24 protein-coding genes are annotated in these 24514 nt (G+C 72.6%); 16 read left to right on the top strand and 8 right to left on the bottom strand.

Annotated features, from left to right (window positions below):
* Positions 1 to 43 precede the first annotated feature (43 nt).
* The 3 genes from cmk to der all read left to right on the top strand — a co-directional run bounded on the left by cmk (position 44) and on the right by der (position 2979).
* Positions 44 to 721, top strand: a complete 678-nt coding sequence (gene cmk, locus ACIPAE_RS30160) for a (d)CMP kinase (RefSeq protein ID WP_402449468.1) — start codon at positions 44 to 46, stop codon at positions 719 to 721.
* Positions 722 to 834: 113 nt separating this feature from the next.
* On the top strand, positions 835 to 1422 hold the full coding sequence (locus ACIPAE_RS30165) for a lysophospholipid acyltransferase family protein (protein ID WP_328473928.1): 588 nt from the start codon (positions 835 to 837) through the stop codon (positions 1420 to 1422).
* Between the two features lie 99 nt (positions 1423 to 1521).
* A complete protein-coding gene (der, locus tag ACIPAE_RS30170) occupies positions 1522 to 2979 on the top strand; it encodes a ribosome biogenesis GTPase Der (protein WP_329370820.1) in 1458 nt (485 codons plus the stop codon).
* A 185-nt stretch (positions 2980 to 3164) separates the two neighbouring features.
* Here der and ACIPAE_RS30175 read toward each other — a convergent pair whose 3' ends face one another.
* Together ACIPAE_RS30175 and ACIPAE_RS30180 are read right to left on the bottom strand one after the other, a co-directional pair.
* Positions 3165 to 3548, bottom strand: a complete 384-nt coding sequence (locus tag ACIPAE_RS30175; protein WP_402449471.1) for a hypothetical protein — start codon at positions 3546 to 3548, stop codon at positions 3165 to 3167.
* A gap of 241 nt (positions 3549 to 3789) precedes the next feature.
* The gene (locus ACIPAE_RS30180) at positions 3790 to 4707 is read right to left on the bottom strand and encodes a hypothetical protein (protein ID WP_402449474.1); all 918 of its coding nucleotides are present in this window, start codon (positions 4705 to 4707) and stop codon (positions 3790 to 3792) included.
* 463 nt (positions 4708 to 5170) lie between these two features.
* Between ACIPAE_RS30180 and ACIPAE_RS30185 the strand changes: the two genes are divergently transcribed.
* Together ACIPAE_RS30185 and ACIPAE_RS30190 are read left to right on the top strand one after the other, a co-directional pair.
* Positions 5171 to 6028: a transglycosylase family protein gene (locus ACIPAE_RS30185; protein ID WP_402449476.1), complete on the top strand. Its 858-nt coding sequence runs from the start codon at positions 5171 to 5173 to the stop codon at positions 6026 to 6028.
* Between the two features lie 221 nt (positions 6029 to 6249).
* Positions 6250 to 6468, top strand: coding sequence for an I78 family peptidase inhibitor (locus ACIPAE_RS30190; protein WP_328462471.1), 219 nt, complete (start codon positions 6250 to 6252; stop codon positions 6466 to 6468).
* Here the strand turns inward: ACIPAE_RS30190 and ACIPAE_RS30195 are convergent.
* A complete protein-coding gene (locus ACIPAE_RS30195; protein ID WP_402449479.1) occupies positions 6425 to 7534 on the bottom strand; it encodes a phosphatase PAP2 family protein in 1110 nt (369 codons plus the stop codon). The genes ACIPAE_RS30190 and ACIPAE_RS30195 overlap by 44 nt on opposite strands.
* A 675-nt stretch (positions 7535 to 8209) precedes the next feature.
* Between ACIPAE_RS30195 and ACIPAE_RS30200 the strand changes: the two genes are divergently transcribed.
* Both ACIPAE_RS30200 and ACIPAE_RS30205 read left to right on the top strand, forming a co-directional pair.
* On the top strand, positions 8210 to 9904 hold the full coding sequence (locus tag ACIPAE_RS30200; protein ID WP_402449481.1) for an MFS transporter: 1695 nt from the start codon (positions 8210 to 8212) through the stop codon (positions 9902 to 9904).
* A 62-nt stretch (positions 9905 to 9966) separates the two neighbouring features.
* Complete coding sequence (locus ACIPAE_RS30205) at positions 9967 to 11157, top strand: acyl-CoA dehydrogenase family protein (protein ID WP_402449483.1); 1191 nt, start codon at positions 9967 to 9969, stop codon at positions 11155 to 11157.
* Positions 11158 to 11217: 60 nt separating this feature from the next.
* On the opposite strand, the gene ACIPAE_RS30210 is transcribed toward ACIPAE_RS30205, so the two are convergent.
* Positions 11218 to 11661: a cell division protein SepF gene (locus ACIPAE_RS30210; RefSeq protein ID WP_328462463.1), complete on the bottom strand. Its 444-nt coding sequence runs from the start codon at positions 11659 to 11661 to the stop codon at positions 11218 to 11220.
* A 396-nt stretch (positions 11662 to 12057) separates the two neighbouring features.
* Here ACIPAE_RS30210 and ACIPAE_RS30215 point away from each other — a divergent pair, with 396 nt between their 5' ends.
* Positions 12058 to 13299, top strand: coding sequence for a DUF5685 family protein (locus ACIPAE_RS30215; protein WP_402449485.1), 1242 nt, complete (start codon positions 12058 to 12060; stop codon positions 13297 to 13299).
* 208 nt (positions 13300 to 13507) lie between these two features.
* Positions 13508 to 14482 (top strand): helix-turn-helix transcriptional regulator, encoded by a 975-nt coding sequence (locus tag ACIPAE_RS30220; protein WP_402449487.1) that lies wholly within the window; start codon positions 13508 to 13510, stop codon positions 14480 to 14482.
* On the opposite strand, the gene ACIPAE_RS30225 is transcribed toward ACIPAE_RS30220, so the two are convergent.
* Positions 14479 to 14943 (bottom strand): PPOX class F420-dependent oxidoreductase, encoded by a 465-nt coding sequence (locus tag ACIPAE_RS30225; RefSeq protein WP_328462457.1) that lies wholly within the window; start codon positions 14941 to 14943, stop codon positions 14479 to 14481. The two genes, ACIPAE_RS30220 and ACIPAE_RS30225, sit on opposite strands and share 4 nt — an antisense overlap.
* A gap of 114 nt (positions 14944 to 15057) precedes the next feature.
* Entirely contained in the window at positions 15058 to 15594 is a 537-nt protein-coding gene (locus ACIPAE_RS30230) for a winged helix-turn-helix domain-containing protein (RefSeq protein ID WP_328462455.1), read from the bottom strand.
* 116 nt (positions 15595 to 15710) lie between these two features.
* Here ACIPAE_RS30230 and ACIPAE_RS30235 point away from each other — a divergent pair, with 116 nt between their 5' ends.
* The 3 genes from ACIPAE_RS30235 (at position 15711) to ACIPAE_RS30245 (ending at position 20109) form a co-directional block, all read left to right on the top strand.
* Positions 15711 to 17087 carry an MFS transporter gene (locus ACIPAE_RS30235; RefSeq protein ID WP_402449490.1) on the top strand — a complete coding sequence of 459 codons (1377 nt, stop codon included), beginning with the start codon at positions 15711 to 15713 and terminating at the stop codon, positions 17085 to 17087.
* A 442-nt stretch (positions 17088 to 17529) separates the two neighbouring features.
* Positions 17530 to 18570: a polyprenyl synthetase family protein gene (locus ACIPAE_RS30240; protein ID WP_329370840.1), complete on the top strand. Its 1041-nt coding sequence runs from the start codon at positions 17530 to 17532 to the stop codon at positions 18568 to 18570.
* Between the two features lie 678 nt (positions 18571 to 19248).
* Positions 19249 to 20109: an esterase/lipase family protein gene (locus ACIPAE_RS30245; RefSeq protein WP_402449493.1), complete on the top strand. Its 861-nt coding sequence runs from the start codon at positions 19249 to 19251 to the stop codon at positions 20107 to 20109.
* Here ACIPAE_RS30245 and ACIPAE_RS30250 read toward each other — a convergent pair.
* Positions 20102 to 20476: a cupin domain-containing protein gene (locus tag ACIPAE_RS30250; protein WP_328462449.1), complete on the bottom strand. Its 375-nt coding sequence runs from the start codon at positions 20474 to 20476 to the stop codon at positions 20102 to 20104. The two genes, ACIPAE_RS30245 and ACIPAE_RS30250, sit on opposite strands and share 8 nt — an antisense overlap.
* 109 nt (positions 20477 to 20585) lie before the next feature.
* On the opposite strand from ACIPAE_RS30250, the gene ACIPAE_RS30255 reads away from it, so the two are divergent.
* Genes ACIPAE_RS30255 through ACIPAE_RS30265 form a run of 3 tightly spaced genes read left to right on the top strand, consistent with a single transcriptional unit; the run spans position 20586 to position 22591 of the window.
* Entirely contained in the window at positions 20586 to 21032 is a 447-nt protein-coding gene (locus tag ACIPAE_RS30255; protein ID WP_329370843.1) for a MarR family transcriptional regulator, read from the top strand.
* A 54-nt stretch (positions 21033 to 21086) separates the two neighbouring features.
* Positions 21087 to 22223, top strand: coding sequence for a methyltransferase domain-containing protein (locus ACIPAE_RS30260; RefSeq protein WP_402449497.1), 1137 nt, complete (start codon positions 21087 to 21089; stop codon positions 22221 to 22223).
* A complete protein-coding gene (locus tag ACIPAE_RS30265) occupies positions 22220 to 22591 on the top strand; it encodes a GntR family transcriptional regulator (RefSeq protein WP_402449499.1) in 372 nt (123 codons plus the stop codon). Before ACIPAE_RS30260 ends, ACIPAE_RS30265 begins: the two co-directional genes overlap by 4 nt.
* 7 nt (positions 22592 to 22598) lie before the next feature.
* On the opposite strand, the gene ACIPAE_RS30270 is transcribed toward ACIPAE_RS30265, so the two are convergent.
* Positions 22599 to 23765: a DUF5925 domain-containing protein gene (locus ACIPAE_RS30270; RefSeq protein WP_402449502.1), complete on the bottom strand. Its 1167-nt coding sequence runs from the start codon at positions 23763 to 23765 to the stop codon at positions 22599 to 22601.
* Between the two features lie 462 nt (positions 23766 to 24227).
* Between ACIPAE_RS30270 and ACIPAE_RS30275 the strand changes: the two genes are divergently transcribed.
* Positions 24228 to 24491 (top strand): hypothetical protein, encoded by a 264-nt coding sequence (locus ACIPAE_RS30275; protein ID WP_328462442.1) that lies wholly within the window; start codon positions 24228 to 24230, stop codon positions 24489 to 24491.
* Positions 24492 to 24514 lie beyond the last annotated feature (23 nt).

Consider the following 24514-nt stretch of genomic DNA (forward strand, 5'->3'; position numbering starts at 1 on the left):
GCCCGCCCGCACCCGCATCCGTGCACGAGGAAGGCCACCCGCTGTGTCAAATCCGGTGATCGTCGCGATCGACGGCCCCTCCGGCACGGGCAAGTCCAGCACGTCCAGGGCGGTCGCGTCCCGGCTGGGCCTCAGCTACCTGGACACGGGCGCGCAGTACCGCGCGATCACCTGGTGGATGCTGACCAACGGCGTGGACGTCGGCGACCCGCTGGCCATCGCCGACCAGGCGGGCAAGCCGGCGATCGTGGCCGGCACCGACCCGGCCGCCCCCGCGATCACCGTGGACGGCCTGGACGCCTCCGGCCCGATCCGCACCCAGGAGGTCACCGCCGCGGTCAGCGCGGTGAGCGCAGTTCCCGAGGTGCGCACCCGGATGGTCGAGATCCAGCGCGCCGCGGCCGCCGCCGCGCCCGCCGGCATCGTGGTCGAGGGCCGTGACATCGGCACCACCGTGCTGCCCGACGCCACCGTCAAGATCTTCCTCACCGCCTCCGCCGAGGTCCGCGCCGCCCGCCGCAGCGGCGAGCTGAAGGGCGTGCAGTCCGTCGCCGACACCCAGGCCGCCCTGGTCCGGCGCGACGCCGCCGACTCCGGCCGCAAGACCTCGCCGCTGGCGAAGGCCGACGACGCCATAGAGGTCGACACCAGCGAGCTCACCCTCGAGCAGGTCGTCGAGCAGGTCGTCGCACTGGTCGGGGAGAAGCGAGCGGCTCGGTGAGTACGCAGCGCGAGACCCTGGCGGCGCCCGCGGCACCGGCGGGCGCGCCGTCCGCGCCGCCGCTGCCGAGCGCGCGCGGCGCCGCGGTGGCCCGCGGCATCGGCATCGGGCTGATGAACGGCCTGTGGCGTCCCCGGGTGCTCGGCGACTGGCGGCTGCCGGCGCACGGCCCGGTCATCCTCGCGGGCAACCACAGCCACAACGTCGACGGGCCGATGCTGATCGGCACCTGCCCGCGACCCCTGCACTTCCTGGTGAAGAAGGAGGCGTTCGTCGGCCCGCTCGACCTGTTCCTGCGCTCCATCGGCCAGGTCAAGGTCGACCGCTCCGGCGCCGACCGCGGTGCGATCACCGCGGCGCTCGGCGTGCTGGAGCAGGGCGGCGTGCTGGGCATCTTCCCCGAGGGCACCCGCGGCGACGGCGACTTCGCCCAGTTGCGGGCCGGACTGGCGTACTTCGCGGTGCGCTCGGGCGCCCCGGTCGTCCCGGTCGCCGTCCTCGGCAGCGCCCGCCGCGGCCGGCTGGTCGGCGGGCTGCCGCCGCTGCGCGCCCGGATCGACGTCGTCTACGGCGAGCCCTTCGAGGCCGGCGACGGCAGCGGGCGGCGGACCCGTACCGCGCTCGACGAAGCCACCACCCGCATCCAGGCGCACCTGTCCGCGCACCTCGCCGAGGCCAGGCGGGCCACCGGCCGGGCGTGACCCGGGCCCGGCCGGCCGACCCGGCCCGCGGGCCGCGCGCCGCCCGGCCGCACCGGGAACGGCGCCCACGTACTTCTTGCTGATCGACGGAGAGACCTCATGGACCAGGGATACGAACACGGCGACGCCGACGCGCTCGGCGACGCCGAATACGCCGAGTTCATGCAGCTCGCCGAGGAGGAGGGCTTCGACCCGGAGGAGGTCGCCGACGATCTCGCGGAGGCCGGCCACGGCCCGCTTCCGGTGCTCGCCGTCGTCGGCCGCCCCAATGTCGGCAAGTCGACACTGGTGAACCGGATCATCGGCCGCCGCGAGGCCGTCGTGGAGGACCGCCCCGGCGTCACCCGCGACCGCGTCAGCTACGAGGCGAACTGGAACGGCCGGCGCTTCAAGCTGGTCGACACCGGCGGCTGGGAGCAGGACGTACTCGGCATCGACGCGTCCGTGGCCGCGCAGGCCGAGTTCGCGATCGAGGCGGCCGACGCGGTGGTCTTCGTGGTCGACGCGACCGTGGGCGCCACCGACACCGACGAGGCGGTCGTGAAGCTGCTGCGCCGGGCCGGCAAGCCCGTGGTGCTGGCCGCCAACAAGGTGGACGGCCCCTCCGGCGAGGCCGACGCGTACGCGCTGTGGAGCCTCGGCCTGGGCGAGCCCCACCCGATCTCGTCGCTGCACGGCCGCGGCACCGGCGACCTGCTGGACGCGATCATGGAGGCGCTGCCCGAGGCGCCCGCGATGACCTTCGGCGAGGCCCTCGGCGGCCCGCGCCGGGTCGCGCTGATCGGCCGCCCCAACGTCGGCAAGTCGTCGCTGCTGAACAAGGTGGCGGGCAGCGACCGGGTGGTCGTCAACGAGGTCGCGGGCACCACCCGCGACCCGGTCGACGAGCTGATCCAGCTCGGCGGCGTGACCTGGAAGTTCATCGACACCGCGGGCATCCGGCGGCGGGTGCACCTCACCGAAGGCGCCGACTACTACGCCTCCCTGCGCACCGCGGCCGCGCTGGAGAAGGCCGAGGTCGCGGTGATCCTGGTCGACGCGAGCGAGACGCTCACCGAGCAGGACACCCGGATCATCTCGATGGCGGTCGAGGCCGGCCGGGCCGTCGTCATCGCGTACAACAAGTGGGACCTGATGGAGGAGGAGCGCCGCTACTACCTGGAACGCGAGATCGAGCGCGACCTCGTCCAGGTGCAGTGGGCGCCCCGGGTCAACGTCTCGGCGCGGACCGGGCGGCACATGGAGAAGCTGGTCCCGGCGATCGAGACCGCGCTGGCCGGCTGGGAGACCCGGGTGCCGACCGGACGGTTGAACGCGTTCCTCGGCGAGCTGGTCTCCGGCCACCCGCACCCGATCCGCGGGGGCAAGCAGCCGCGCATCCTGTTCGGCACCCAGGCGGGTACCCGGCCGCCGCGTTTCGTGCTCTTCGCGTCCGGCTTCCTGGAGGCGGGCTACCGCCGGTTCGTCGAGCGCCGGCTGCGCGAGGAGTTCGGCTTCGAGGGCACGCCGATCCAGGTGTCGGTGCGGGTGCGGGAGAAGCGGGGCCGGAAGAAGTAACGGCGCCGCGGGCCGCGGTGGTACGAGCCGCGGCCCACGGACCTCCCCGGCGCGTATCGGCGGTCGCCGGTGATTGTCGGGCGGTCGCGGCGGTTGTCGGCGGCGGTCGCGGCGGTCGCGCTGGTTGTCGGCGGTCGCCGCGCCGGGCCGCTGCCGGATGTGCCCGTGCCGCCCGCCGGCTCCCGCTACCGCATCCGGTTGTCGCCGCGGCCCGGGGGCAGAGCCGCCGGGCCGTCGCCGTTCGCGCCGCCGCGCCGCCCGGTCCGGCCGCCGGACCCGTTCGCGGCGCCGCCCGAGCCGTTCGCCCCGCCGCCCGGGCCGCCGTTCGCCCCGCTCACCCCGCCGTTTCCGGTCCCGGCCGCGCCGCCCGGGTCACCGCGGTGACGGCCGCCCGGCGCGAAGGGCGGGTACTCCGCGTGCCAGGCCGCGAACCCCTTGAACTGCAGCGATTCCTCGCCGCTGCGATCGCCGGGGAGGGCCCGGAACAGCCTGCGGTATTCCGAGTACAGCGCATCGTAGATCGGCGTGTTCGACGCACCGCCTCCGGTCGCGTCCTGCGCCGTGCGCATGGACGGGATGTAGCGCTGGTAAGGGGCTCGGGAGGAGGCGTCGAAGCTGTACACGTAACTGCCAACGACCCGGCGCCGGGCGGGATGCGGGCCGCGCGGTTGAATTGCCGATCTTTGACCAGGTCAACAGGGTGTTGGCGGTATTGGCGGCGGGCGGACGTGCGAGGGGCGCGCACAGCGTGCTGTGCGCGCCCCTCGATCGGTGGAATGCTCCGACGATCCGCTGATCAGGTTGCGCTGGTCAGGTTCCGGACAGCGGCATGGCGGCCGCGACGAGCTGGCCGCGCGAGCAGGCCCGGGCCAGCGCGTCCCGCATCAGGTCCTCGCGCGGCTGGCGACCGATCGAGCCGGCCGGGCCCGCGTACACGTACACCTCGTTCCCGCGCTGCACCGCGGCCCGCCAGCCGTCGCTGACCTGGAGCGGCTGGTGCGCCTGCCACCAGGCCGCGGCGGGGCCGCCGTTGGCGCCCGGCTGGAGCACGGCGTGCAGCTTGCCCATGGCCAGCAGCACCGACCAGCCCGGCAGCGGCGACGGCCGTGCCTCCAGGTCGAGTTGGGGCACGAAGCCCTGCTCGATGAGGAGCGGCAGGAAGTCGTCGCCGCCGCCGGTGGAGCCGACCCGGGCGACCGGACCGGTCGGCTCGACGACCAGTGCCGGGCGGAGCTGGTCCTCCACGATGATCAGACCGCAGGTGATGCCCAGCACCGCCTGCCGGGGCGCGAGGTCGAGGTCGGGCACGGCGGGGGTGTCGGCGGTCCGGCCGCCCGCGCCCTGGCCACCTGCCGCGCCACCGCCCGCGGGCCCGCCGTACGGCTCGGTGCGCGGCTCGGCGTGCGGCGGCAGCCCGCCGGGGAGGCCCGCGCCGGGGCTCTCCGCGAGCGCGCCGCCGGAGATGCCGGCCACCGCACCCTGCAACTGGGCCTCGGACACCGGCACGACCTGCGAGGGGATGCACGCGGCGTGCGCGAAGGCCAGCACGGCGGTCTCGTCGCCCACGAACAGCACGGTGCTGGTCCGCTCCTGCCCGCTGTCACCGGGCGTGCGGCAGGACGTGCAGTCGTACGTGCCCGGCGAGCTCTCGCCGGTGAGGAGCCGCTGGGTCTCCTCGTCGCCGATCTCGGCTCGTACCTCATCACTCACGTCGAGCATGGGCGCCACGGAGTCTCCTTGGAAGTGCGGTGCTGCGGTCACGAATGCGGGCCGAAGGTTCGGCAGCCGGGCGGGTCCCGGCGCACTGTGACAACGGACGGCCCGCGCGGGGGGTCACGGTTTGCGGGGTACGGGTTGCCTCGCGCGCGTGCTCCATATGAGTGAGGTGCGGGGCCTGGCGGGCCGTGCCAGCCGAGTTCCGGGGTGGGGCCATGCTTAGCGTGGCCCGATGATCGAACTGTCGAACTTGTCGGACTCATCTGATTTGTCAGCCCCGCCAGCTCAGCCGGTTCAGTCAACTCAGCCAGCGCTGCCGGACGGGTCGGCCCAGACTACGGCCCGGACCACCCGGACCACCCAGCCACCCCAAGTCGCGCAGGCGGCCCGGACGGCGACTCCGAGCCGGTCGCGCACGGAGGAGTCCCGCACGGAGAAGTCCCGCACGGTGGAGCCCGGGGCGGTGGAGCCCGGGGTGCAGGGGCCATGGCCGGAGCGCCCGGCCTGGCCCGCCCAGGACGACCCGCGGGGAGAGGCGTGGGGAGCCGCGCGCCGCTCGCGCCACCTCGGCGGCGTCCGCCGCATCACCCTCGCGCGCATCCGCGGCCCGCGTGCCGCCGCCGCGGTCGCCGTGCTCGGCGCGTGCGCCCTGCTCCCGCTGGTGACCCAGCCCGCCGCCGCGGCGCCCGCCGCCCAGAAGTCCGCGGTGGCCCCCGGCCGTTCGCGGCCCGCCGACCCCGCGGCCCCCGCAGCCCCCGCGGCCTCTACGGTTTCTGCGGCGCCGCTCGCCGATGCGATGTCCGCCGCTGCCGCTCCGGCTGCTGCTCATGCCGCGGCCGCGCCTGCCGTCGCCGCTGCCGCGACCACCCACACCACTTCGACGACCGCCGCGGCCCCGCGCGTGGTCACGTTCACCCGGCAGCGCTCGGTCTGGGACGACCTGGCGATGTGCGAGAGCAGCGGCAACTGGCAGATCAACAGCGGCAACGGCTTCTACGGCGGCCTCCAGTTCTGGCAGCCCACCTGGGAGCTGTTCGGCGGCCTGAAGTACGCGCGTCGCGCGGACCTGGCCACGCCCCAGCACCAGATCGACATCGCCGAGGCGGTGCTGCGGGTGCAGGGCTGGAGCGCCTGGCCGGCGTGCTCGCGGCGGATCGGGATGAGCGGCTTCAAGCACATCGTGCACACCGTGCAGCCCGATGAGACCCTGGCGGGCATCGCCCGCTCCTACGACGTGGACGGCGGCTGGCAGCGGCTGTACGAGCTCAACAAGAGCCTGATCGGTTCCGATCCGAACCGGCTGCTGCCGGGAACGGTCCTCACCGTCAACTGACCGCCGGCCATCCGGCGAACCCCTCGACGTGTACGGGGCCGGCGGGATTCCGCCGGCCCCGCACGCGTGGCCGGGACACCGATCGTATCCGGCCGCGGTTAACTTGTCGGTGTCCGGCAAACCACCGGAAATGACGGTTTTTTTGTGCGGGGACTGTGCGGAACATGTGTGCGCCCGTCACCGTACGCCGTGCGGCTATTGCACCGAATACCGTTGCTGCCATGGGACCGCTACCGAACCCGCCTGACCGGAATCCGGACGACGACCTCGACGCCTATGTCGGCCTCACCGCGGCGGAAGCGGAAGCCCGGGCCCGGGAGCGCGGCTGGACCACGCTCCGCAGCCTGCCGCCCGGGACGGTGGTGACGATGGAGTACGTCCTCGGGCGGCTGAACTTCATCGTGGCCGAGGGCCGTGTACAGCGCTGCTGGCTTGGCTGAGCGGCGGCACCGGGCGGGCCGACTGCCGGTCCACCGGCCGGCGGCGGGAGCCGACCGCGCCGGGAGGAGTGCGCTCGCCGCGCACCGTGGGCGGACGGCTCGGGGTGTGCCCGCCGCCGGGCGCCGTGGCGGTCGGAGCGACCCCGCCGGGCGCGGCGGACGCCGTGGACGTTGCCGAGACGGGCGCCGGCGACACGGACGCCGAGGGAGCCGAGGACGCGGCGACACCCGCGGGCGCGGTGACCGCGGAGGGCCCCACAGGCGTGGCCGAGGCGCCGGACGGCGCGGTGACCTGCGCGGTCGAGCCCACCGTCTCGCGGTCCGGCTCGCCGTCCCCGCTGGGGTGGCCGGGCAGGGCGGGAGCGGCCGGCAGTGCCGTCCCCGGAGCCGTACGCCGTGCGCGCCGGCCTCGGACGCGGTTCCAGCCGCCGGTGATCCAGTCCTCGGCCTTGGCCATGAACGGCTCGAACCACGGCAGTGCCAGCAGGATCAGCAGCCCCGCCGCCCACCCGAGCAGCACATCGCTCACCCAGTGGGTTCCCAGGTAGACGGTGGTCGCGCCGACGCCGAGCGCCAGCAGCGCACTGGCGATCGAACCCCAGCGCCGGGCTCGCGGAGTTGTGGCGAGATAGGCCAGTACGCCCCAGGTCACCACCGCATTGGCGGTATGCCCGGAAGGAAATATATCGCCGCCGGCGAACATCTCCGCGGAGCCGACGGTCGTCGCGTAATGCGGACCGAGCCGGCCGAGGCCGTATTTCACGGCCCCCACGGTGATGTTGAGCAGCAGCAGCGAGGTGCCGAGCACCAGCAGGGGGTGCAGGGTGCGGTGGCGCCAGGCGCGCCAGCCGAGCCAGGCGAGCACCATCACGGCGGTGGGGCCGCGCTGGCCGAGGACGACGAAGTAGTCCAGGAACGCGTGAATCTGGGGCCACTGCTTGTAGGGGCGCCACAGCATGACCTGCCAGTCGAGCGTCACCAGCTTCGAGGTGGTGACCACGCCGACCACGATCGCGACGTAGGAGGCGACGGTGAGGCCGAACAGCCACACACGTGTTCGACTCATCCGCGGCAGGCCACGGCTCGCCGGTCGCTCCGCCGCGCGGTCGGGCCCGTTATCGGTACGCACTGAAACGACGTTACAGCGTGTGATGGCATGCAACCGCCTCACGACCGGATTTGTAATGACGATGTGATGTGGAGTGCGTCTCACCACCCCTTTGGCGGACGGTGATTGAGGTGAATGCGAGGAGGCCGTGGAGTTTATGTTCGGGTGTTGATACTCACATGCCCATGTTCTTATTCGATACTTATTTCCCTCGAATTTATTCAGGGTTTCCCGCGTGATGGCCGGGCCTGCGCGGGGTGCACGGGCGGGCCGAACGCCGGGCCGGTGCGGGCCGGGCGCCCGGGGTACAGCCGGAACGGAGCGGCGCCGAGGCCGCGCGGTGCCGGCCTTGAGGGTGGCGACGACGACTCCGTTGACGGCGCCGATGACGGCGGTCCGGTGCCGTGGCTGCGCCGGGCGGGTGGCAGGAGCGGGCCGGGCGCGGGCCGGGCGGACGCGGGCGTCCGGCCGGGAGCCGTACCGGTTGCGGTTCTTTCGCGGCCGCTACTCCGTCCGGGGCGGCCCTCACCCTACCGGCGGGCACCGCCGCAGGTCGGGCCGGGCACATCCAGGTCACGTACGCTGGCGTTTCACCCGCCCGGGAGTCACGGAGTCAGCCGTGGAGGTACGCCTATGACGCGGCCGGTCAGCCGCTGGACCATCCTCGTCGTGCTGTGCGCGAGCCTGCTGATCGTCGCGCTGGACGCCACCGTGCTGCACGTGGCGGTCCCCGCGCTCACCGAGGATCTGCGGCCCGGCTCACAGGACCTGCTGTGGATCGTCGACGCGTACCCGCTGATCGCCGCGTCGCTGCTGATCCTCTTCGGCACGCTCGGGGACCGGATCGGCCGCCGCCGGGTGCTGCTGATCGGCTACGCGCTCTTCGGTGCCGCCTCGGCGATGGCCGCCTTCGCGCCCAGTCCGGACATCCTGATCGCCGCTCGTGCGCTGCTCGGCGCCGGCGGTGCGATGATCATGCCTGCCACGCTGTCGATCCTGCGGCAGGTCTTCCCCGACCGGCGCGAGCGGGCGACGGCGATCGGCGTGTGGAGCGCGGTCGCCGCGGTCGGGGCCGCGGTCGGGCCGGTGCTCGGCGGCTTCCTGGTGGAGCACTTCTGGTGGGGCTCGGTCTTCCTGGTCAACATCCCGCTGATGGCCGTGATGCTGCCGCTCGGCCGGGTGCTGCTGCCCGAGTCGCGCGGCTGCGGCGACGGCCCCTGGGACGTGGTGGGCGCGGCGGCGGCCGCCCTGGGCATCCTGGGCGCGGTCTTCGGGGTCAAGCGGTTCGGCGCCGGCGCGGCCCCCGTGGACCCCACGGTCTGGGTGCCGCTGCTGCTCGGCCTGGCCCTGCTGGTGTTCTTCGTCCGGCGCCAGCGCCGCCTCGCCCACCCGCTGATCGACGTGCGGATGTTCGCCCAGGCGGCCTTCTCCACCTCGGTGGGCTGCATCGTGCTGGCCATGCTGGCGCTGGTCGGGCTGGAACTGATCGCGGTGCAGTACCTCCAGCTCGTGCTCGGGCTGAGCCCGCTGGATACCGGACTGCGCCTGCTGCCGCTCACCTTCGCCGCGATGGCCGGCGGGCTGGCGGGCTCGCGGGCGCTGGCCCGCTTCGGGCCGCGCCGGATGGTCGGCTGCGGCTTCCTGCTCACCGCGCTGGCCGTGCTCTCGCTGACCGCGATGGGTCAGCAGGACCGCCCCATGCTGCTCACCGTCGTCTTCGTCGCGCTGGGCTTCGGCCTGGAGGCCACCTTGTTCGGGGCGTACGAGTCGATGCTCAGCCAGGCGCCCGCGCACCGGGCGGGCGGGGCGGCCGCGGTCGGCGAGACCGCGTACCAACTCGGTGCCGGACTGGGCATCGCGCTGCTCGGCAGTGTGATGAACGCCGTCTACGCGCCGCGCGCCCCCGGGATCAGTGCCGCCGACACCACCGCGGCCGACCAGTCCCTGGGCGGTGCGTACGACGTGGCCGACCGGGTCGGCGGCGCCCCGGGTGCGGCGCTGCGACACGCCGCACGGCACTCCTTCGTGCACGGCCTGCATGTGACGCTCGTGGTCAGCGTGGTGCTGCTGCTGTCGGGCGCGTGGGCGGCGAGGCGGCTGCCGCCGGTGATGGAGTGCGGGGTGGGCGAGGAGCGCCTGCCGAGTGCCGAGTCCGTGGCGGAGGACGCCCTCCCTGGCCGTCCTGGCCGTGGCGACGCGGAACCTGCCGCCGATCCCGTGGCGCCTCCCGCCGGGGAACGGCCGTGGCCGGTGCACGCCGAGCACTCCGCCGTACGCTCCGCCTCCGCGCGCCCGGGCGCCGTACGCTCTGGACGGGCGAGGGACTGAGCCGTAACGTCGGCGCCGAGCCGCGATTACCAGTGCTAGTTTTACGGGCCGGAGGTCCACCCATGTCCCCAGCGTCCAGGGCGCCCTTCGACCCGTACGACCCGCTGGGTCTGGACGATCTGCTCACCGCCGAGGACCGGGCGGTGCGCGACAGCGTGCGCGGATGGGCCGCCGACCGGGTGCTGCCCCACGTGGCCGGCTGGTACGAGCGCGGCGAGCTGCCCGAGATCCGCGAACTCGCGCGCGAACTCGGTTCCCTCGGCGCCCTCGGCATGCAGCTGACCGGTTACGGCTGCGCGGGCGCGAGCGCGGTGCAGTACGGCCTGGCCTGCCTGGAGCTGGAGGCCGCCGACTCCGGCATCCGCTCGCTGGTGTCGGTGCAGGGCTCGCTCGCGATGTACGCCATCCACCGCTACGGCTCGGCCGGGCAGAAGGAGCGCTGGCTGCCGTCGATGGCCGCGGGCGAGGTGATCGGCTGCTTCGGGCTGACCGAGCCGGACCACGGCTCCGACCCGGCAGGCATGCGCACCCGGGCGGTCCGGGACGGCTCGGACTGGGTGCTCGACGGCCGCAAGATGTGGATCACCAACGGGTCGGTCGCGGGGGTGGCCGTGGTCTGGGCGGCGACCGAGGAGGGGGTGCGCGGCTTCGTCGTCCCCACCGACACCCCCGGGTTCTCCGCCCCGGAGATCCGTCACAAGTGGAGCCTGCGGGCCTCGGTGACCAGCGAACTGGTGCTGGACGGCGTACGGCTGCCCGCGGACGCGGTACTCCCCGAGGTCACCGGCCTGCGCGGCCCGCTGAGCTGCCTCAACCACGCGCGCTACGGCATCGTGTGGGGCGCGATGGGCGCGGCCCGGGCCAGCTTCGAGGCGGCACTGGAGTACGCGCGCGGGCGGGAGCAGTTCGGCCGGCCGATCGGCGCCTTCCAGCTCACCCAGGCGAAGCTCGCCGACATGGCGGTCGAACTGCACAAGGGCATCCTGCTCGCCCACCACCTCGGGCAGCGGATGGACGCGGGCACGCTGCGCCCGGAGCAGGTCAGCTTCGGCAAGCTCAACAACGTGCGCGAGGCGATCGAGATCTGCCGCACCGCGCGCACCATCCTGGGCGCCAACGGCATCTCGCTGGAGTACCCGGTGATGCGGCACGCGACCAACCTGGAGTCCGTGCTCACCTACGAGGGCACGGTAGAGATGCACCAACTCGTACTGGGCAAGGCGCTCACGGGTTTCGATGCCTTCCGCGGGTGAGGCGTTGCCCACGGAAGGCGGTGGCCACCGGTCCCGGCCGGTGTGCGGCCGGAACCGGTCTCAGTTCTGGTTGAAGAAGCCGTCGCCACCGCGGCGGGAGTCGGCGTTCATCACGGAGTAGTCGGCCGGGGTCAGCAGGAACACCCGGGTGGCCACCCGCTCGATGGAGCCGCGCAGACCGAAGGTCAACCCGGCGGCGAAGTCCACGACGCGCTTGGCGTCGGAGGGCTCCATCGCGGTGAGGTTGACGATCACCGGCACGCCGTCTCGGAACAACTCACCGATACCGCGTGCGTCCCGGAAGCCGTCGGGCGTCACCGTGGCGATCCGCCGGCCCTCCCCCTCGGCCGACTCGGTGGCGATCCGAACCCGCGGGTCGGTCACCCACGTGTCGGCGCGCTCCGGGCCCTCGCCGTAGTCGGCGTACTCCTCGTCGTAGTAACCCTCGCCGCCGTTGTCGTCGACGAGGCCAAGCCAGGCACTCGCCCGTCGAACCGAACCCATGGACGCCTCCTCTCTCGCACGCGGTCTGTACCGTCCGCTTAGTCCTATCGTCATCCATGATGAGGGTGATGCGCCAAGGGGATAGGCGCCACGCAGGCGCTTTGTGACGGTACTGGCACACACGATAGTGGCGCACCGTCAAGCAGGGGCAGGCATCGGAGAGCTGACGATGCGATGGGAACGTCCTCCACGATCGGGTGATTTCGGGGGCCGTACGGCCGTACGGAAGCGGGGGACCGCACCGATAACATGACCGCCGGTCGGGTTCTGAAACCTGACCGAAGGTCAAAGTGCAGGTGGCGGTGGGCGCATGGCGGCCGGCGGACCATCCGAGGGGTGGTCGCCGCCCCGTGCCGCCGCACCGCGAGTTCCGGGTCCGACGGGGGAGTGGGAAGCGTGTTCGGAATCATTCGGCCTTGCCGGCATCGGATGTCGGAGGGCATGGCGGCCTCCTGGCTGGCGCATCTGTGTGGTCTGTGCCTCGCCTTGCGCGACGGACACGGGCAGTTCGCCCGTGTCGCTACCAATTACGACGGTCTGATCATCTCTGTGCTGGTCGAGGCGCAGTCCACGCCCACCGCCGACCAGCGACGCACCGCGGGGCCCTGCCCGCTGCGCGGGATGCGTACCGCGCCCGTCGCGAAGGGCGAGGGCGCCCGGCTGGCCGCGGCGGTCTCGTTGGTGCTGGCGTCGGCGAAGGTGCGCGACCATGTCGATGACGGGGACGGCGCGTTCGGCCGCCGCCCTGTCGCTCGCGCGGCCCGCAAGGTCGCCCGCCGCTGGGACCAGGCCGGCGCGCGGACCGGCGGCGACCTCGGCTTCGACACCACGCTGCTGCTCGACGCGGTCGGCCGGCAGGGCGAGGTCGAAGCCGCGGCCGGACCCGGCAGTTGCGTGCTGGCCGTCACCGAACCCACCGAGACCGCCACCGCCGCGGCCTTCGCCCACACCGCGGTCCTCGCCGGTCGCCCGGGCAACACCGCCCCGCTCCAGGAGGCCGGACGGCTGTTCGGCCGCCTTGCCCACCTGCTCGACGCGGTCGAGGACCTGGCCGAGGATGCCCGAACCGGCGCCTGGAACCCGCTCACCGCCACCGGCACCGACCTCACCGAGGCCCGGCGACTGTGCGACGACGCCCGCCACGGCATCCGGCTCGCGCTCCGTGACGTCGACTTCGCCGACACCGCCTCGGCCCGGCTGGCCCACACCCTGCTCGTCCACGAACTGGGACGCTCCGTGGACCGGGCGTTCGGCGCAGGCAACTGCCCGCACGGCCCGGCGGCGCAGAACGGCAACCCGTATACCGGGAACCCGTACACCGGCAGCCCCTACGCACCGGGTGCGCCGAACCAGCAGCCCTACCCGCCCGGGCAGCCAGGTGCACCGGGCGGCCCCGGAGGCTTCCCGCCGCCGCCCGAACCGCCGCGCCGGCGCGGCCTGCTCGCCGGTTGCCTGGTCTACACCGGCCTGTGCTGCACCTGCCGACTGTGCTGCACCGACCACGAGGACGCCTGGACCGGCCGGCCGCGCGAGTCCTGGTGCAGTTCCTGCGGGGACTGCGCTGACTGCGGCGACTGCTGCCAGTGCTGCGAATGTGGCGATTGCTGCGATTGTTGCGACTGCGGGTGCGACTGCTGAATCGGGCCGCCGAGGTCAGGGGTGCGCCGGTGGAACCTGGCCCCCGGCACCTGGCAGCCGCTCCGGCCTCGCGCCCCGGACGCCGCCGGCCCCGCGCCGAGAACCGCCGCGGGCCCGCCGCGGACCACCGGGCCACGCTGTCCTGCTCTTCGTCGATCGATCACATTGCGGTCCACTCCTGTCCTGAATCGCTGCCAGACTGAACGACATGCTGGAAACGTCGGCACGCCTGCTGCGTCTGCTCTCCCTCCTCCAGTCACGCCGTGACTGGACGGGACCCGAACTCGCCGAGCGCTTGGAGATCACCGCCCGCACGGTCCGGCGCGACGTCGAACGGCTGCGTGCGCTCGGCTACCCCGTCCACGCCACCCCCGGCACAGCGGGTGGCTACCGGCTGGGTGCGGGCGCCGCCCTGCCGCCGCTGCTGCTCGACGACGAGGAGGCCGTCGCGGTGGCGCTGTGCCTGCGGACCGGCGCGGTCGGCGGCGTCGAGGGCATCGAGGAGACCTCGGCGCGGGCGCTGACCAAGCTGGAGCAGGTCCTGCCGTCACGGCTACGGCACCGCGTGCAGGCGATGCAGGCCGTCACCGTGCGCGCCGCGCCCGCCACGGCGACGGTCCGCCAGGAAGTGCTGACCGCCATCGGCGCCGCCTGCCGGGACCGTGAACAGCTGCGGTTCGACTACCTCGACCACGGCGGCGCCGGCAGCCGCCGCACTGTCGAGCCCTATCGGCTGGTCCATCACGGCCGTCGCTGGTACCTCCTCGCATTCGACACCGACCGGGACGACTGGCGGACTTTCCGCGTGGACCGGATCGAGCCCAAGTCGCCCACCGGCCCGCGCTTCACCCCGCGTGAACTTCCCGACGACGCGGCTTCCTATGTCGCCGAGGGCGTCACCTCCCGTGCCTACCGCTTCCAGGCCAGGGTGGTGCTGCACGCGCCCTTGGAGACCATCGCCGCACTCGCCTGGTCCGGTTTCGGCTCCCTCACGGCACGGGGGCCCGACACCTGCGAACTGACCACCGGATTCGAGTCGATGGACGCGCTGGCGATGTTCATCGGCATGACCGGGGTGGAGTTCGAGGTGAAGGAGCCGCCCGAACTGGCCTCGCACCTGGCGACGGTGTCCGGCCGGCTGGCCCGCGCGGCGCGACGCGGAGAGCCGGATGACGGACCCTAGTCCAGGGCGCCGCTCGTGCCGCCCTGCGTGCGGCCCCAGCCGTAGGCACGGTCGGCTCGCAGGCGTATGACCAGCCTCCCGTCGGCCACCATCGCCGCGCGGTACTCCTCCCAGTCCGGATGCTCACCGGCGATCGCTCGATAGATCTCGACCAACTCGTCGACGGTGGCGTCGTGCGGATCGGCGGCCACCGGGGTCAGCTCCGCCTCTCCCTCGGCGACCAGATACGCCCCCAGGTCCGGGGTCGTGACATAGAAGCTCGCCCGCGGATCGCGGCGCAGATTGCGGGTCTTGGCCCGGCTGTCAGTGGCCGAGACACGGATGTACCGGGTCGATTCGTCGTAGATGAACGTCACGTTGGACAACTGGGGCCTGCCGTCCTTCTTGAGGGTGACGAGCACTCCGTTCCGCTGTTCCTTGAGCAGGTCCAGCAGCGGGCTGGTGGCGGGGGCCGGGCTCATGATCGCTCCTGGGTGGGGTGTGGTGCTGACGGATACCGGTCGATTACTGCCTGTGCATGGGAAAACGCACCGTGACCGGTTGTTGTTCCGGCTCGAATGCCGAATCGCACGGATTCACTCTTCCGGGTGGCCGGAGTTTCGCGAGTCCGGCTCCGCCAGCGGAAATGCCATCACGGACGCCCCGATACCGACCGTGCCCGCGGCGTGCGGCGCCTGCGCCGCGTCGTGCAACTCGTCGAACAGCGCGGCCAGTCGCCGCCGGAAGCCGTCCCACACCTCCGGTGCCACCCACAACTCCAGGTCCGACGTGACGCCTTCCGCGTCCGGTGCGCGCCGCGCCGCGCGATCCCGCATGTTGTGGGCGAGCGCCTCCGCGAGCAGCGGGGCGGCCTCGTGCCGCTGGTCGGACAGCGGGGAGGCGTGCACCGCGCGATAACGTCGTTCCCTGCCGCCGCGGTTGGACCGTACCTCGGCGAGTTCGACCAGCCCGACCGCGTCCAGTCGGCGCAGGTGCTGACTGGCCAGAGCGTGCGATACGCCCAGCTCGCGGGCGAGTTCGGCGGCCGACAGCGGCACGTTCCAGACCAGGGAGACCATCCGCAGTCTCAGCGGGTGGGCCAGGGCGCGCAGGAGGGGGTCGGTCGCCGTCATGGGCCCATTACACCGTGCCGTTGGGTGACGCGCCGAGTGTGATGTCGAGCAGAGGCCCTGCCGGGGTGGTGGACTCGGGGGTTGCTCCCGAACTCCCAATGAATATATTGGGAGTCATGACGGTAAGAAGGGTCCTGGGGGACCGCACCGCGACCACGTGCCTCGGCGGGGTACTGGTCTCCGGATTCGGTGACTCGGCGATGATGCTGGTCGCCGGGATCTGGGTGAAGACGCTGACCGGCTCCGACAGCCTTGCCGCCGCGGTGACCTTCTGCGTGTGGGGACCCACTCTGGTGGGCCCGGTGCTCGGCACCGTCGCCGACCGGGTGCGCCGACGGTCGCTGCTGATCTGGACCAACGCGGCCCTCGCCGCGCTGCTGCCGGTCCTCCTCGCGGTGCGCACCGGACGGGACGTGTGGCTGCTGTTCGCCGTGTTCACCCTGATCGGGGCCGCCTCGGTCCTGACGGACGCGGCGGAGGCCGGCATCGTCACCGCCGCGATCCCGCCCGATCTGCGCGGCGACTTCAACGGCCTGCGGATGACGGTGAACGAGGCGATGAAACTGCTCGCCCCGCTCGCCGGCGCCGGGCTCTTCCTGCGCTTCGGCGGCGGCTCGGTCGCCGTACTCGACGCGGCCACGTTCGTGCTCGCCGCCCTCGCCTTCGCCGCGCTGCGGGTCCGGGAACGGCCCCCCGCCCCGGCTGCGGGCGGCTGGCGCGAGCAGACCGCGGAGGGCATCCGGCACCTGCGGAGCGACAGGCTGTTGCTGCGGCTGGTGGCCGGCGGCGCCGTCGCGATGTTCCTGTCCGGGGTGAGCAGTGCCGCCATCTACGCGATGACGGATTCGGGACTGCACCGCCCGCCGGCGTTCGTCGCCGTTCTCTACGCGGTGCAGGGCAGCGGTTCGATCGTCGCCGGTGTGGTCTCCGGAGCGGTCATGCGCCGCCTGCCGGAACGCGTCTTCGCCGCCACCGGGCTGATGCTGTTCACCGCGGGTGCCGCCGTGCGGGCCGTACCGTCCCTGCCGGTCTGCATCGTCGGGACCCTGGCCATCGGGGTCGGGCTGCCGTGGGTGATCGTCGCGGCCTTCACCACCGTGCAGCAGCGCACCGGCCCCGAACTGGTCGGGCGGGTGGCAGCCGCGGCGGGCACGGTCGTCTTCGCGCCGACCGCGGTGGCAGCCGCGGTCGGCGCCGGAATGGTCGCCGCCGTCGACTTCCGCGTACAGCTCGTTTCGGTCGGCGTCGCGGGCTGGCTGGCGGCCTGGTTCCTGCTGCTGCGTCGGCCCCGGACCGGCCTGGCGGAGGCGGAGGACGTCCTTGCGCCCGATCCTGATCCCGTGCCTGGCCCTCGTCCCGTTTCCGGGTCCGGCCCCGGGTCCGGCCCCGGGTCCGGCCCCGGGTCCGGCCCCGGGTCCGGCCCCGAGACCGATCCCGAGACCGATCCCGGCCCCGGTTCCGTTCCCGCCGCCGGGCCTGTTCCCGGGGCGTGAGCTCGCGGTCGCCGGGCTCGGTTCCGGACCCCGCCGCCGGGACGCGTCCGTCCGGCGTCAGGGTCGGGGGGCCTGGCGGCGGACGCACGCCGGGCGGCGCGGAAACGGCCGGCGGTGTGAGCGCATGTGCGAGGACCCTCGGCGCGTATGTCGACAATCGCCTCGGTGGCTGAGGCGCCCGGCCCTCGCACCCTGCCCCGAACGAGCCGAACCGCGGCGCGCCTTCGACGGAGGCCGGATCGGGCTCCATCCCCGTCTCCGCCCCGGAACGTCGCCCGTCGACACCTTCGCGCCCCTCGTCACCTATGGGGCGCTGAATGCCGCTCGACCGGCTCGGCATATTGTGTGGGTATCTGCCGCTCATGGCCTCCGCCCGGTTCGTCGCGCCGAGGGAACGGGCGGGCTGGTCCTGTCGTCTGTCCTGGCTGAGAGCTGGTGGAGTGTGCGCGGTGGCGTCGAACTCGGCCCCGAGTCCCTGACGGTGCTCTCCCCGCCCGCTGAGACCTTCGCGGACGGCTGCGCCGCGGAACTGACCGCGCCCCTGCTCGGGTACCTGGAGTCCGTGTGCGCCTCGGACGACCGGTTGGGCGTGCTGATGCGCCATGCCCTGCTGCCCGGGGGGAAACTGCTGCGCCCGCTGCTCCTGCTGGAGACCGTCGCGGCGCTGGGCGGCGATCCGGGCGCGGCGCTGCCGGCTGCCGCGGCCCTGGAGATGCTGCACGCCGCCACGCTCGTGCACGACGACATCATCGACCAGGACGCGTTGCGGCGTGGCCGCCCCAGCGTGGCCGAGCGGTTCGGCCAGGCGGACGCTCTGGTGGGCGGGGACGCCATGATGTGCGCCGCGCTCGGGCAGGTCCGGGCGCTCAACTCCAGCGGTTACAGCTCGGAGCAGGCCCTCCGGGTGCTGGATGTGATCAGCACGGCCGCTGTCGAGGTCAGCCGGGGCCAGATGATGGAAGCCGATCTGGCCGGGCGCATGGACTGCGCCATGGCGCAGTACCTCCGGATGGTCAGGCTCAAGACCGGCGCCCTGCTCGACGCCGCGACCCGTGCCGCTGCCGTACTCACCGGTGCGAAGGGTCCGCATGCCCGCGCGCTGGCCCGGTTCGCCGACCATCTCGGGGTCGCGTTCCAGATGCAGGACGACCTGCTGCCGTATGCCGACGACGTCCGGGCGGCGGGCAAGCCCGCGCTCAGCGACCTGCGCAACCGGCGTCCGACCCTGCCGGTGCTGATCGCCTTCGGCAACGCGGCTCCCCAGCAGCGTCTGTTGCTCCTGGACTTGTGGCGGCGGCCCGCGGAAGACGCCCAGGACGCCCTGGCTGAACTCCTGGAAGCGGGCGGTGCGCTGCGTGCCGCTCGGGCCACCGCGGCCGACCACCTTGCGGCCGCGCTGGCCGCACTGGAGGACCTGCCGCCGGGCCCCCACCGCGACCATCTCGCCGCCATGGCCGGACGTCTGGCCGCCCGGCGGTCCTGAACGTGTGATGCGCTCGGGCGGCATCGGTATGCCTTTGCCCCGCCGCCTTCTGTCGACGCTCGCCGGCTCCTTGCTCGCCTGTGCCTCACTGCCCCAGCCCGGTGGCCAGAGCGCCGCCCGCCCGGTCCCCGTGACGCCCCGCCCCAGCCGCCACGGGCAACCGGCGGCCCTCCAGCAGTCCGTGGCCCGCCGCCCTTGCGTCCGGCGGTCCGTCCGCCGAGTTGCGCCAGTCCCAGGGCAGTCCGGATTCCGCGGCGAGTCGCTCCGCCTCCCAGCGCGAGCAGTAGCGGCAGGTCCCGTCCTCGACCGTCGCCGAGGAGCCGCCCGTAGGACGTCGTGAGCAGCAAGGGGCGAAGTGCGGGTGGTACGAGCAGGGGCCGCCTGCCGGCCGGGCTCGCCGGTACGCCGCCTACGGAGAGGGTCGGCATTCCCCTGAGAACCGAACGCACAGACGGTTCGCACGGCCCTATGGTCAGGACCTTCTCGACTCCTTCGTCGCCATGGGTGCTTGCTGGGTGGCGGCCGAGTCTGATCGGCGCGGCATTTTTTACTCACGCGTAGCTAGTCAGCGGCTTTCTACTCATGCGTAACTTGTCACGAGTCCAGCAAAGTGATCCGGATCACACGCTGTTGGGTGTCGTTGTCGTGCCCACCTTCCCTGACCTGTGAGGAGATCACATGAGGCTGCCCTGGAGACGGCTTCTGGCCGTGTTCGCGCTGACGACCGTGATGGCGGTCGCGCCCACCGCTGTCGCCTCCGCGTCCGCCGGCTCCGCGCCGACCAGCGGTTGGAACAACTACTCCTGCCGACCTTCCGCCCAGCATCCCCGCCCCGTCGTCCTGGTGCACGGCACCTTTGCCAACGGCACGGACAACTGGCTGGTCTTCGCCCCCTATCTGGTGGCGCGCGGCTACTGCGTCTTCTCCTTCGACTACGGCATGCTCCCCGGTGAGAACCTGATCGGCGGGCTGGGTCCGATCGCCGACTCGGCGCAGCAGCTCTCCGACTTCACCGATCGGGTGCTGTCGGCCACCCACGCCGCCAAGGTCGACATCGTCGGCCACTCGCAGGGCGGCATGATGCCGCGCTACTACCTGAAGTTCCTCGGCGGCGCGGCCAAGGTGAACGCCCTGGTCGGCCTGGCTCCCGACAACCACGGGACCACGCTTGACGGGCTGACCGCGCTGCTTCCGTACTTCCCCGGTGCGGCTGACTTTCTCCAGGCCGATCTCCCTGGTCTTGCCGACCAGGTGGCCGGATCGGACTTCCAGCGCACACTGAACGCCGGCGGCGACACCGTGCCTGGCGTGCACTACACCGTGATCTCCACCATCTACGACGAGGTCGTCACGCCGTACACGACGCAGGCGCTGTCCGGTCCGAACGTCCGCAACGTGGTGCTTCAGAACCTCTGTCCGGTCGACGTCTCCGAGCATGTCGCCATCGGTCTGACCGACCGCATCGCGTTCCACGAGGCGGCGAACGCGCTCGATCCCGCGCACGCGACCCCGACGACCTGCCTGTCGGCGTTCAGTTAGCCCAGGGTGGGGATATCCGCGAGCCGTCGGCCAGTGAAGCCTGCAATCCGATGCTCGTGGTCACCCACAGAGCGGCCGGCTCCTCCGCGGGATTGGCGATCCCCAACGAGGAGCCGGGCGGGGCGACGGCGGCGTCGCCGGCCGTGAGGGTCCGGGTCTCCCCGTCGATGGTCAGTTGCAGAGAACCGGACAGGACGAGGAAGACCTCCTCGCGTGAGATCCGGTGCGCCGGTGCGGAGGAAGCGGCCGGCAGCTCGCAGCGCCAAGCGCACAACTCCTCGCTGCCGCGGGCGGGCGACGCGTACGAGACGAAGCGGGCACCGTGCAACTCGTGGACCGCGGCGTCTGCGGCAGGGATGAAAGACATGACGAACCTCCTCCGGGCGCAGGCCCGGCGTCGCTGGATGAGCAAGGAGCTTGCGCAATCTCCTTGCCTATATGCTCAAGGAGCTTGCGTTCTGTGTCAAGGTGATTTCGTGAAGGACTCCGATGCAATGAGCCTGACCGCCGCGCTGCTCGTCGCCGCGGGGTCGCTCGTCCAGGACATGCACAACGGCGTGGTGGCGAGAGGTTTCACCGACCTGCGCCCGACCCACGGCTTCGTCTTCGCCCGGCTCGCCCCGGCCGGTGCGACCGTCACCGAGGTCGCCGAGCACCTCGGGTTCACCCGTCAGGCCGCCAGTCAGATCGTGGACGAGCTGGAGCAGAAGGGGTACGTGGAACGGCGTCCGCACCCGGACGACGCCCGTGCCCGTCTCGTCCTGCTCACCGCCCGCGGCCGGCGCTGCACCGAGGCCGCCGAAGCGGCCGCCGCCGAAGCCGTGTTGCCCTGGGAAGAGCTCCTCGGCGAACGTCGGCTGCTCACACTGCGGGACGAACTGGTACGCCTCGCTCCCACCGGACCGATCCGCCCCACGTGGTGATGCCCGTTCGGCGCAGCCGCCGGAGATGTCGGTGGTGGGTGGGAGGCTCTTCCCATGAGCATCGATGCAGACGCGCGACAGTACTGGGACGCTGCCGCCGACCACTTCGACGACGAGCCCGACCACGGCCTGCGCGACCCGGATGTCCGCTCGGCATGGGCGACGCGGCTGCGGTCCTGGCTCCCCGCGACGCCGTCCGACGTGCTCGACCTCGGCTGCGGCACCGGAAGCCTCGCGCGACTCGCGGCCGCTGACGGGCACCGGGTCACCGCGGTGGACCGGTCGGAGCGGATGGTCGCGCTCGCCCGCGCGAAACTCTCCGGCACGGACGCGCGGGTGGTCGTCGGTGATGCGAGCCACCCGCCGGTAGGGGGCGGTGGCTTCGACGTCGTCCTCGTCCGCCATGTGCTGTGGGCCCTGCCGGACCCGGGCGCCGTCCTGCGGCGGTGGGCCGACCTGCTGCGACCCGGCGGGCGGCTGGTCCTCGTCGAGGGCCGGTGGGGGAGGCCCCCGGCCGGTATCTCCGCCGGCATCCTTGCCGAACTCGCCGCGCCGCTCGGCGGATCGACCCAGGTCGAGCAGCTCGGACACGACACGGCGCTGTGGGGGCAGGAGGTCTGCGACGAGCGGTACGTGGCGGTGGTCCGGCCCGCGCCCCGAGCCTCCCGCCGGCACACCGAGGTCGTCGACGTCCATCTGCTCCTGCTGCGCGGCGAGGACGTGCTGCTCGCCCGCCGGGACGGCACCGGCTACGCGGACGGCCTGCTGCACGCGCCGTCCGGGCACCTCGAGGACGGCGAGGACGTCAGGGCCGGGATGATCCGTGAGGCCCGCGAGGAGATCGGGCTCGAGTTGGCCGCCGGCGAACTGGACGTCGCGATGGTGATGCAGCACCGGGCGCCTGACGGACGGGCCAGGATCGGCTGGTTCTTCGTCGCGCACCACACGACCGGCGACCCCGAGCCGGTCAACCGCGAACCGGACAAGTGCTCGGAGCTCGGCTGGTATCCGCTGGACGCGCTGCCCGACGACATGGTCGCCTACTGCCGCGCGGCGATCGACGGTTATCGAGCCGGACACCGCTTCCTGCTCCACCTGCACGAGAGCGGGGACACCATCGCCTACGCCCCCGACGGCCCGGCCCGGGCGGTGCCGCTGCCAACCGCCGCTGTGCCAGTATCCGGCGTATGAGCCTGAAGATCACGATCGATCCGGACGCGACCACCGCCCCGTACGAGCAGGTGCGCGGTCAGATCGCCGAGGAGGCCCGTGCGGGGGTCCTCCCGGTCAACTACAAGCTGCCCACCGTGCGGGGGCTGGCCGAGCAGTTGGGGCTTGCGGCGAACACCGTCGCGAAGGCGTACCGCGCGCTGGAAGCGGACGGGGTGATCGAGACCCGGGGCCGCCACGGCACGTACATCGCGGCGGGCGACGCCAGGACCCGCGAGGTGGCGGACGCCGCGACCACTTACGCGCAACGGGTCCGCCGCCTCGGCCTGGACCGCGACGCCGCCCGCGCCGCGATGGAGGAGGCGCTGCGCGCGGAGTACGGCGAGTAGGCCGTCGTCAGAGGTAGAGGCCGCCTTCCACCTGGGGTGGCACGGTGAGGGTCGGCGAGGCGCCGCGGCGCAGGGCGTACAACTCGGCGAGGCTGGCCCCCTCGCGGCCGATGCCCTCGCTGGTGCCGAGCCACCGCACCGCCTCGTCCCGGTTCAGCGGGCCGACCTCGATGCGGGCAAGGCAGCGGCCCGGCCGCACGACCGCCGGGTGCAGGCGCTCCAGGTCCTCGTTGGTGGTGATGCCGACCAGGACGTTGCGGCCCTGGCCGAGCAGCCCGTCGGTGAGATTGAGCAGTCGCGACAGTGCCTGGCCGGTCTCGTGCTTGGCCTGGCCGCGGATCAACTCGTCGCAGTCCTCCAGCAGGAGCAGTCGCCAGCGGCCGCCCTCGCTGTCGTCCTCGCCGATGGCGATGTCCATCAGGTAGCCCACGTCGGTGAAGAGCCGCTCGGGGTCCAGGACGCAGTCCACCTGGCACCAGTCGCGCCATGAGCGTGCCAGGGTGCGCAGGGCGGACGTCTTGCCGGTGCCGGGCGGCCCGTGGAGCAGGAGCAGCCGCCCGGTGACGTCGTCGGCGGTCATCTTCATGAGGCCGTCCATGGCGTCGGCGACCGGCGCCGAGTAGTTGCCGCGCAGCTCGTCCCAGGTGCCGGCGGAGATGTTCCGGGTGGTGCGGTGCGGGCCCCGCCGGGGGGAGACGTACCAGAAGCCCATGGTGATGTTGTTCGACTGCGGCTCCGGTTCGTCCTCCGCGTCGTCGACCGCCGACTTCAGCACCCGCTCGGCGAGTTCGTCGGAGATCGCCGTCACCGTGACGTCTGCGCCCCGGTTCCAGCGTGAGACCAGGACCGTCCAGCCGTCTCCCTCGGCCAGGAGGGCGCTGCGGTCCTTGTCGCGAGCCTGCCGCAGCACGGACGCGTCCGGCGGCAGCAGGGTGAGCCCCGGCTTGACGCTCTCCAGCGAGCTGCTGCGGGCGAACGGCTGCTGCCCGGAGGTGAAACGCCCCAGGAACAAGGCGTCGACGACGTCGGACGGCGAGTCGCTGTCGTCCAGCCGCAGATGGACGGGCAGGGACTGGAACGGATCGGCCGTCGTGGCGGCCTTCCCGTCCGTGGCGGGGGAGGTGGGCGGCACGTGCCTCCTCGGTGGGCGGGATGTGGCGGACATGCGGCCCATGATCCGGCACGGCGGGGCAATCGCCCAGCGCTTTTCGGTCCGAGTCGGACTTCCGTACAGATGTCCAAACCCCTCGAAAGGGTTGATTTGCCGCACAATTGTCCGGGGATGAATCCAGTGAGGTCGACAGGGGGTCGGGCGGCGGCTCCATGTTCGCCGACGTGCAGAGCGTCTTCGCCGGTCACGAACCGTGTCTCCGGTGTCGCCCTGGCCGAAGAGCGTGACGCTTCCGACAGGTGTGACCTGCCACCCGGCCGCGGCGGGCGGTCGGACGGTTATCTGCGGGATTTCCGTGCACGGGCACGTTGCGGCACTGTCCCCCGCACGCCCGTTCCCGTGCCAACGCCCTTGAACGGAAGGTGAATCGGGCGACGGAGGTGGGCGGGGGATGCGCACGTGACGTGACGGGGCGATAGGGTTAGCCTGCCCGTGCTGGGTACCCTCGACAGGGTGGGGAGAGTCATGGAACAGATAGCGATGCACGGCAGGCCCAGAGTGCCTGCCATCAACTGCGGTACTACGGCGTCCAGTGCGCGCCTGGACCGGCATCTCTCGATACTGGCCGGCCCTGCCGTGCCACAGCGCGAGACCGAGGAAGCCACCGTGCTGTTGCGGGAGTTGACCTCACGCGACACCGTGCACACCAAGACCAACAGGGGTGCCCGGGTGTCCCTCTTCGCGCCGTTGCGCCGACTGCGGAGGTCGCTCTTCGGCAACCGTCGCTGAATCACGAGCAGTTCGCGTCCGTC

The sequence above is a fragment of the Streptomyces sp. NPDC087270 genome (genome assembly GCF_044744625.1).
GTDB lineage: Bacteria > Actinomycetota > Actinomycetes > Streptomycetales > Streptomycetaceae > Actinacidiphila.

Excerpts from the sequence above, each read along its gene's own strand:
- ACIPAE_RS30260 (WP_402449497.1), top strand. The coding sequence starts at position 21,087 with ATGAGCATCGATGCAGACGCGCGACAGTACTGGGACGCTGCCGCCGAC.
- ACIPAE_RS30205 (WP_402449483.1), top strand. The coding sequence starts at position 9,967 with ATGTCCCCAGCGTCCAGGGCGCCCTTCGACCCGTACGACCCGCTGGGT.
- ACIPAE_RS30190 (WP_328462471.1), top strand. The coding sequence starts at position 6,250 with ATGGGACCGCTACCGAACCCGCCTGACCGGAATCCGGACGACGACCTC.
- ACIPAE_RS30250 (WP_328462449.1), bottom strand. The coding sequence starts at position 20,476 with ATGTCTTTCATCCCTGCCGCAGACGCCGCGGTCCACGAGTTGCACGGT.
- ACIPAE_RS30200 (WP_402449481.1), top strand. The coding sequence starts at position 8,210 with ATGACGCGGCCGGTCAGCCGCTGGACCATCCTCGTCGTGCTGTGCGCG.
- ACIPAE_RS30195 (WP_402449479.1), bottom strand. The coding sequence starts at position 7,534 with ATGAGTCGAACACGTGTGTGGCTGTTCGGCCTCACCGTCGCCTCCTAC.
- der (WP_329370820.1), top strand. The coding sequence starts at position 1,522 with ATGGACCAGGGATACGAACACGGCGACGCCGACGCGCTCGGCGACGCC.
- ACIPAE_RS30175 (WP_402449471.1), bottom strand. The coding sequence starts at position 3,548 with ATGCGCACGGCGCAGGACGCGACCGGAGGCGGTGCGTCGAACACGCCG.
- ACIPAE_RS30275 (WP_328462442.1), top strand. The coding sequence starts at position 24,228 with ATGGAACAGATAGCGATGCACGGCAGGCCCAGAGTGCCTGCCATCAAC.
- ACIPAE_RS30245 (WP_402449493.1), top strand. The coding sequence starts at position 19,249 with ATGAGGCTGCCCTGGAGACGGCTTCTGGCCGTGTTCGCGCTGACGACC.
- ACIPAE_RS30270 (WP_402449502.1), bottom strand. The coding sequence starts at position 23,765 with ATGGGCCGCATGTCCGCCACATCCCGCCCACCGAGGAGGCACGTGCCG.
- ACIPAE_RS30235 (WP_402449490.1), top strand. The coding sequence starts at position 15,711 with ATGACGGTAAGAAGGGTCCTGGGGGACCGCACCGCGACCACGTGCCTC.
- ACIPAE_RS30210 (WP_328462463.1), bottom strand. The coding sequence starts at position 11,661 with ATGGGTTCGGTTCGACGGGCGAGTGCCTGGCTTGGCCTCGTCGACGAC.
- ACIPAE_RS30220 (WP_402449487.1), top strand. The coding sequence starts at position 13,508 with ATGCTGGAAACGTCGGCACGCCTGCTGCGTCTGCTCTCCCTCCTCCAG.
- ACIPAE_RS30265 (WP_402449499.1), top strand. The coding sequence starts at position 22,220 with ATGAGCCTGAAGATCACGATCGATCCGGACGCGACCACCGCCCCGTAC.
- ACIPAE_RS30225 (WP_328462457.1), bottom strand. The coding sequence starts at position 14,943 with ATGAGCCCGGCCCCCGCCACCAGCCCGCTGCTGGACCTGCTCAAGGAA.
- ACIPAE_RS30230 (WP_328462455.1), bottom strand. The coding sequence starts at position 15,594 with ATGACGGCGACCGACCCCCTCCTGCGCGCCCTGGCCCACCCGCTGAGA.
- ACIPAE_RS30165 (WP_328473928.1), top strand. The coding sequence starts at position 835 with ATGAACGGCCTGTGGCGTCCCCGGGTGCTCGGCGACTGGCGGCTGCCG.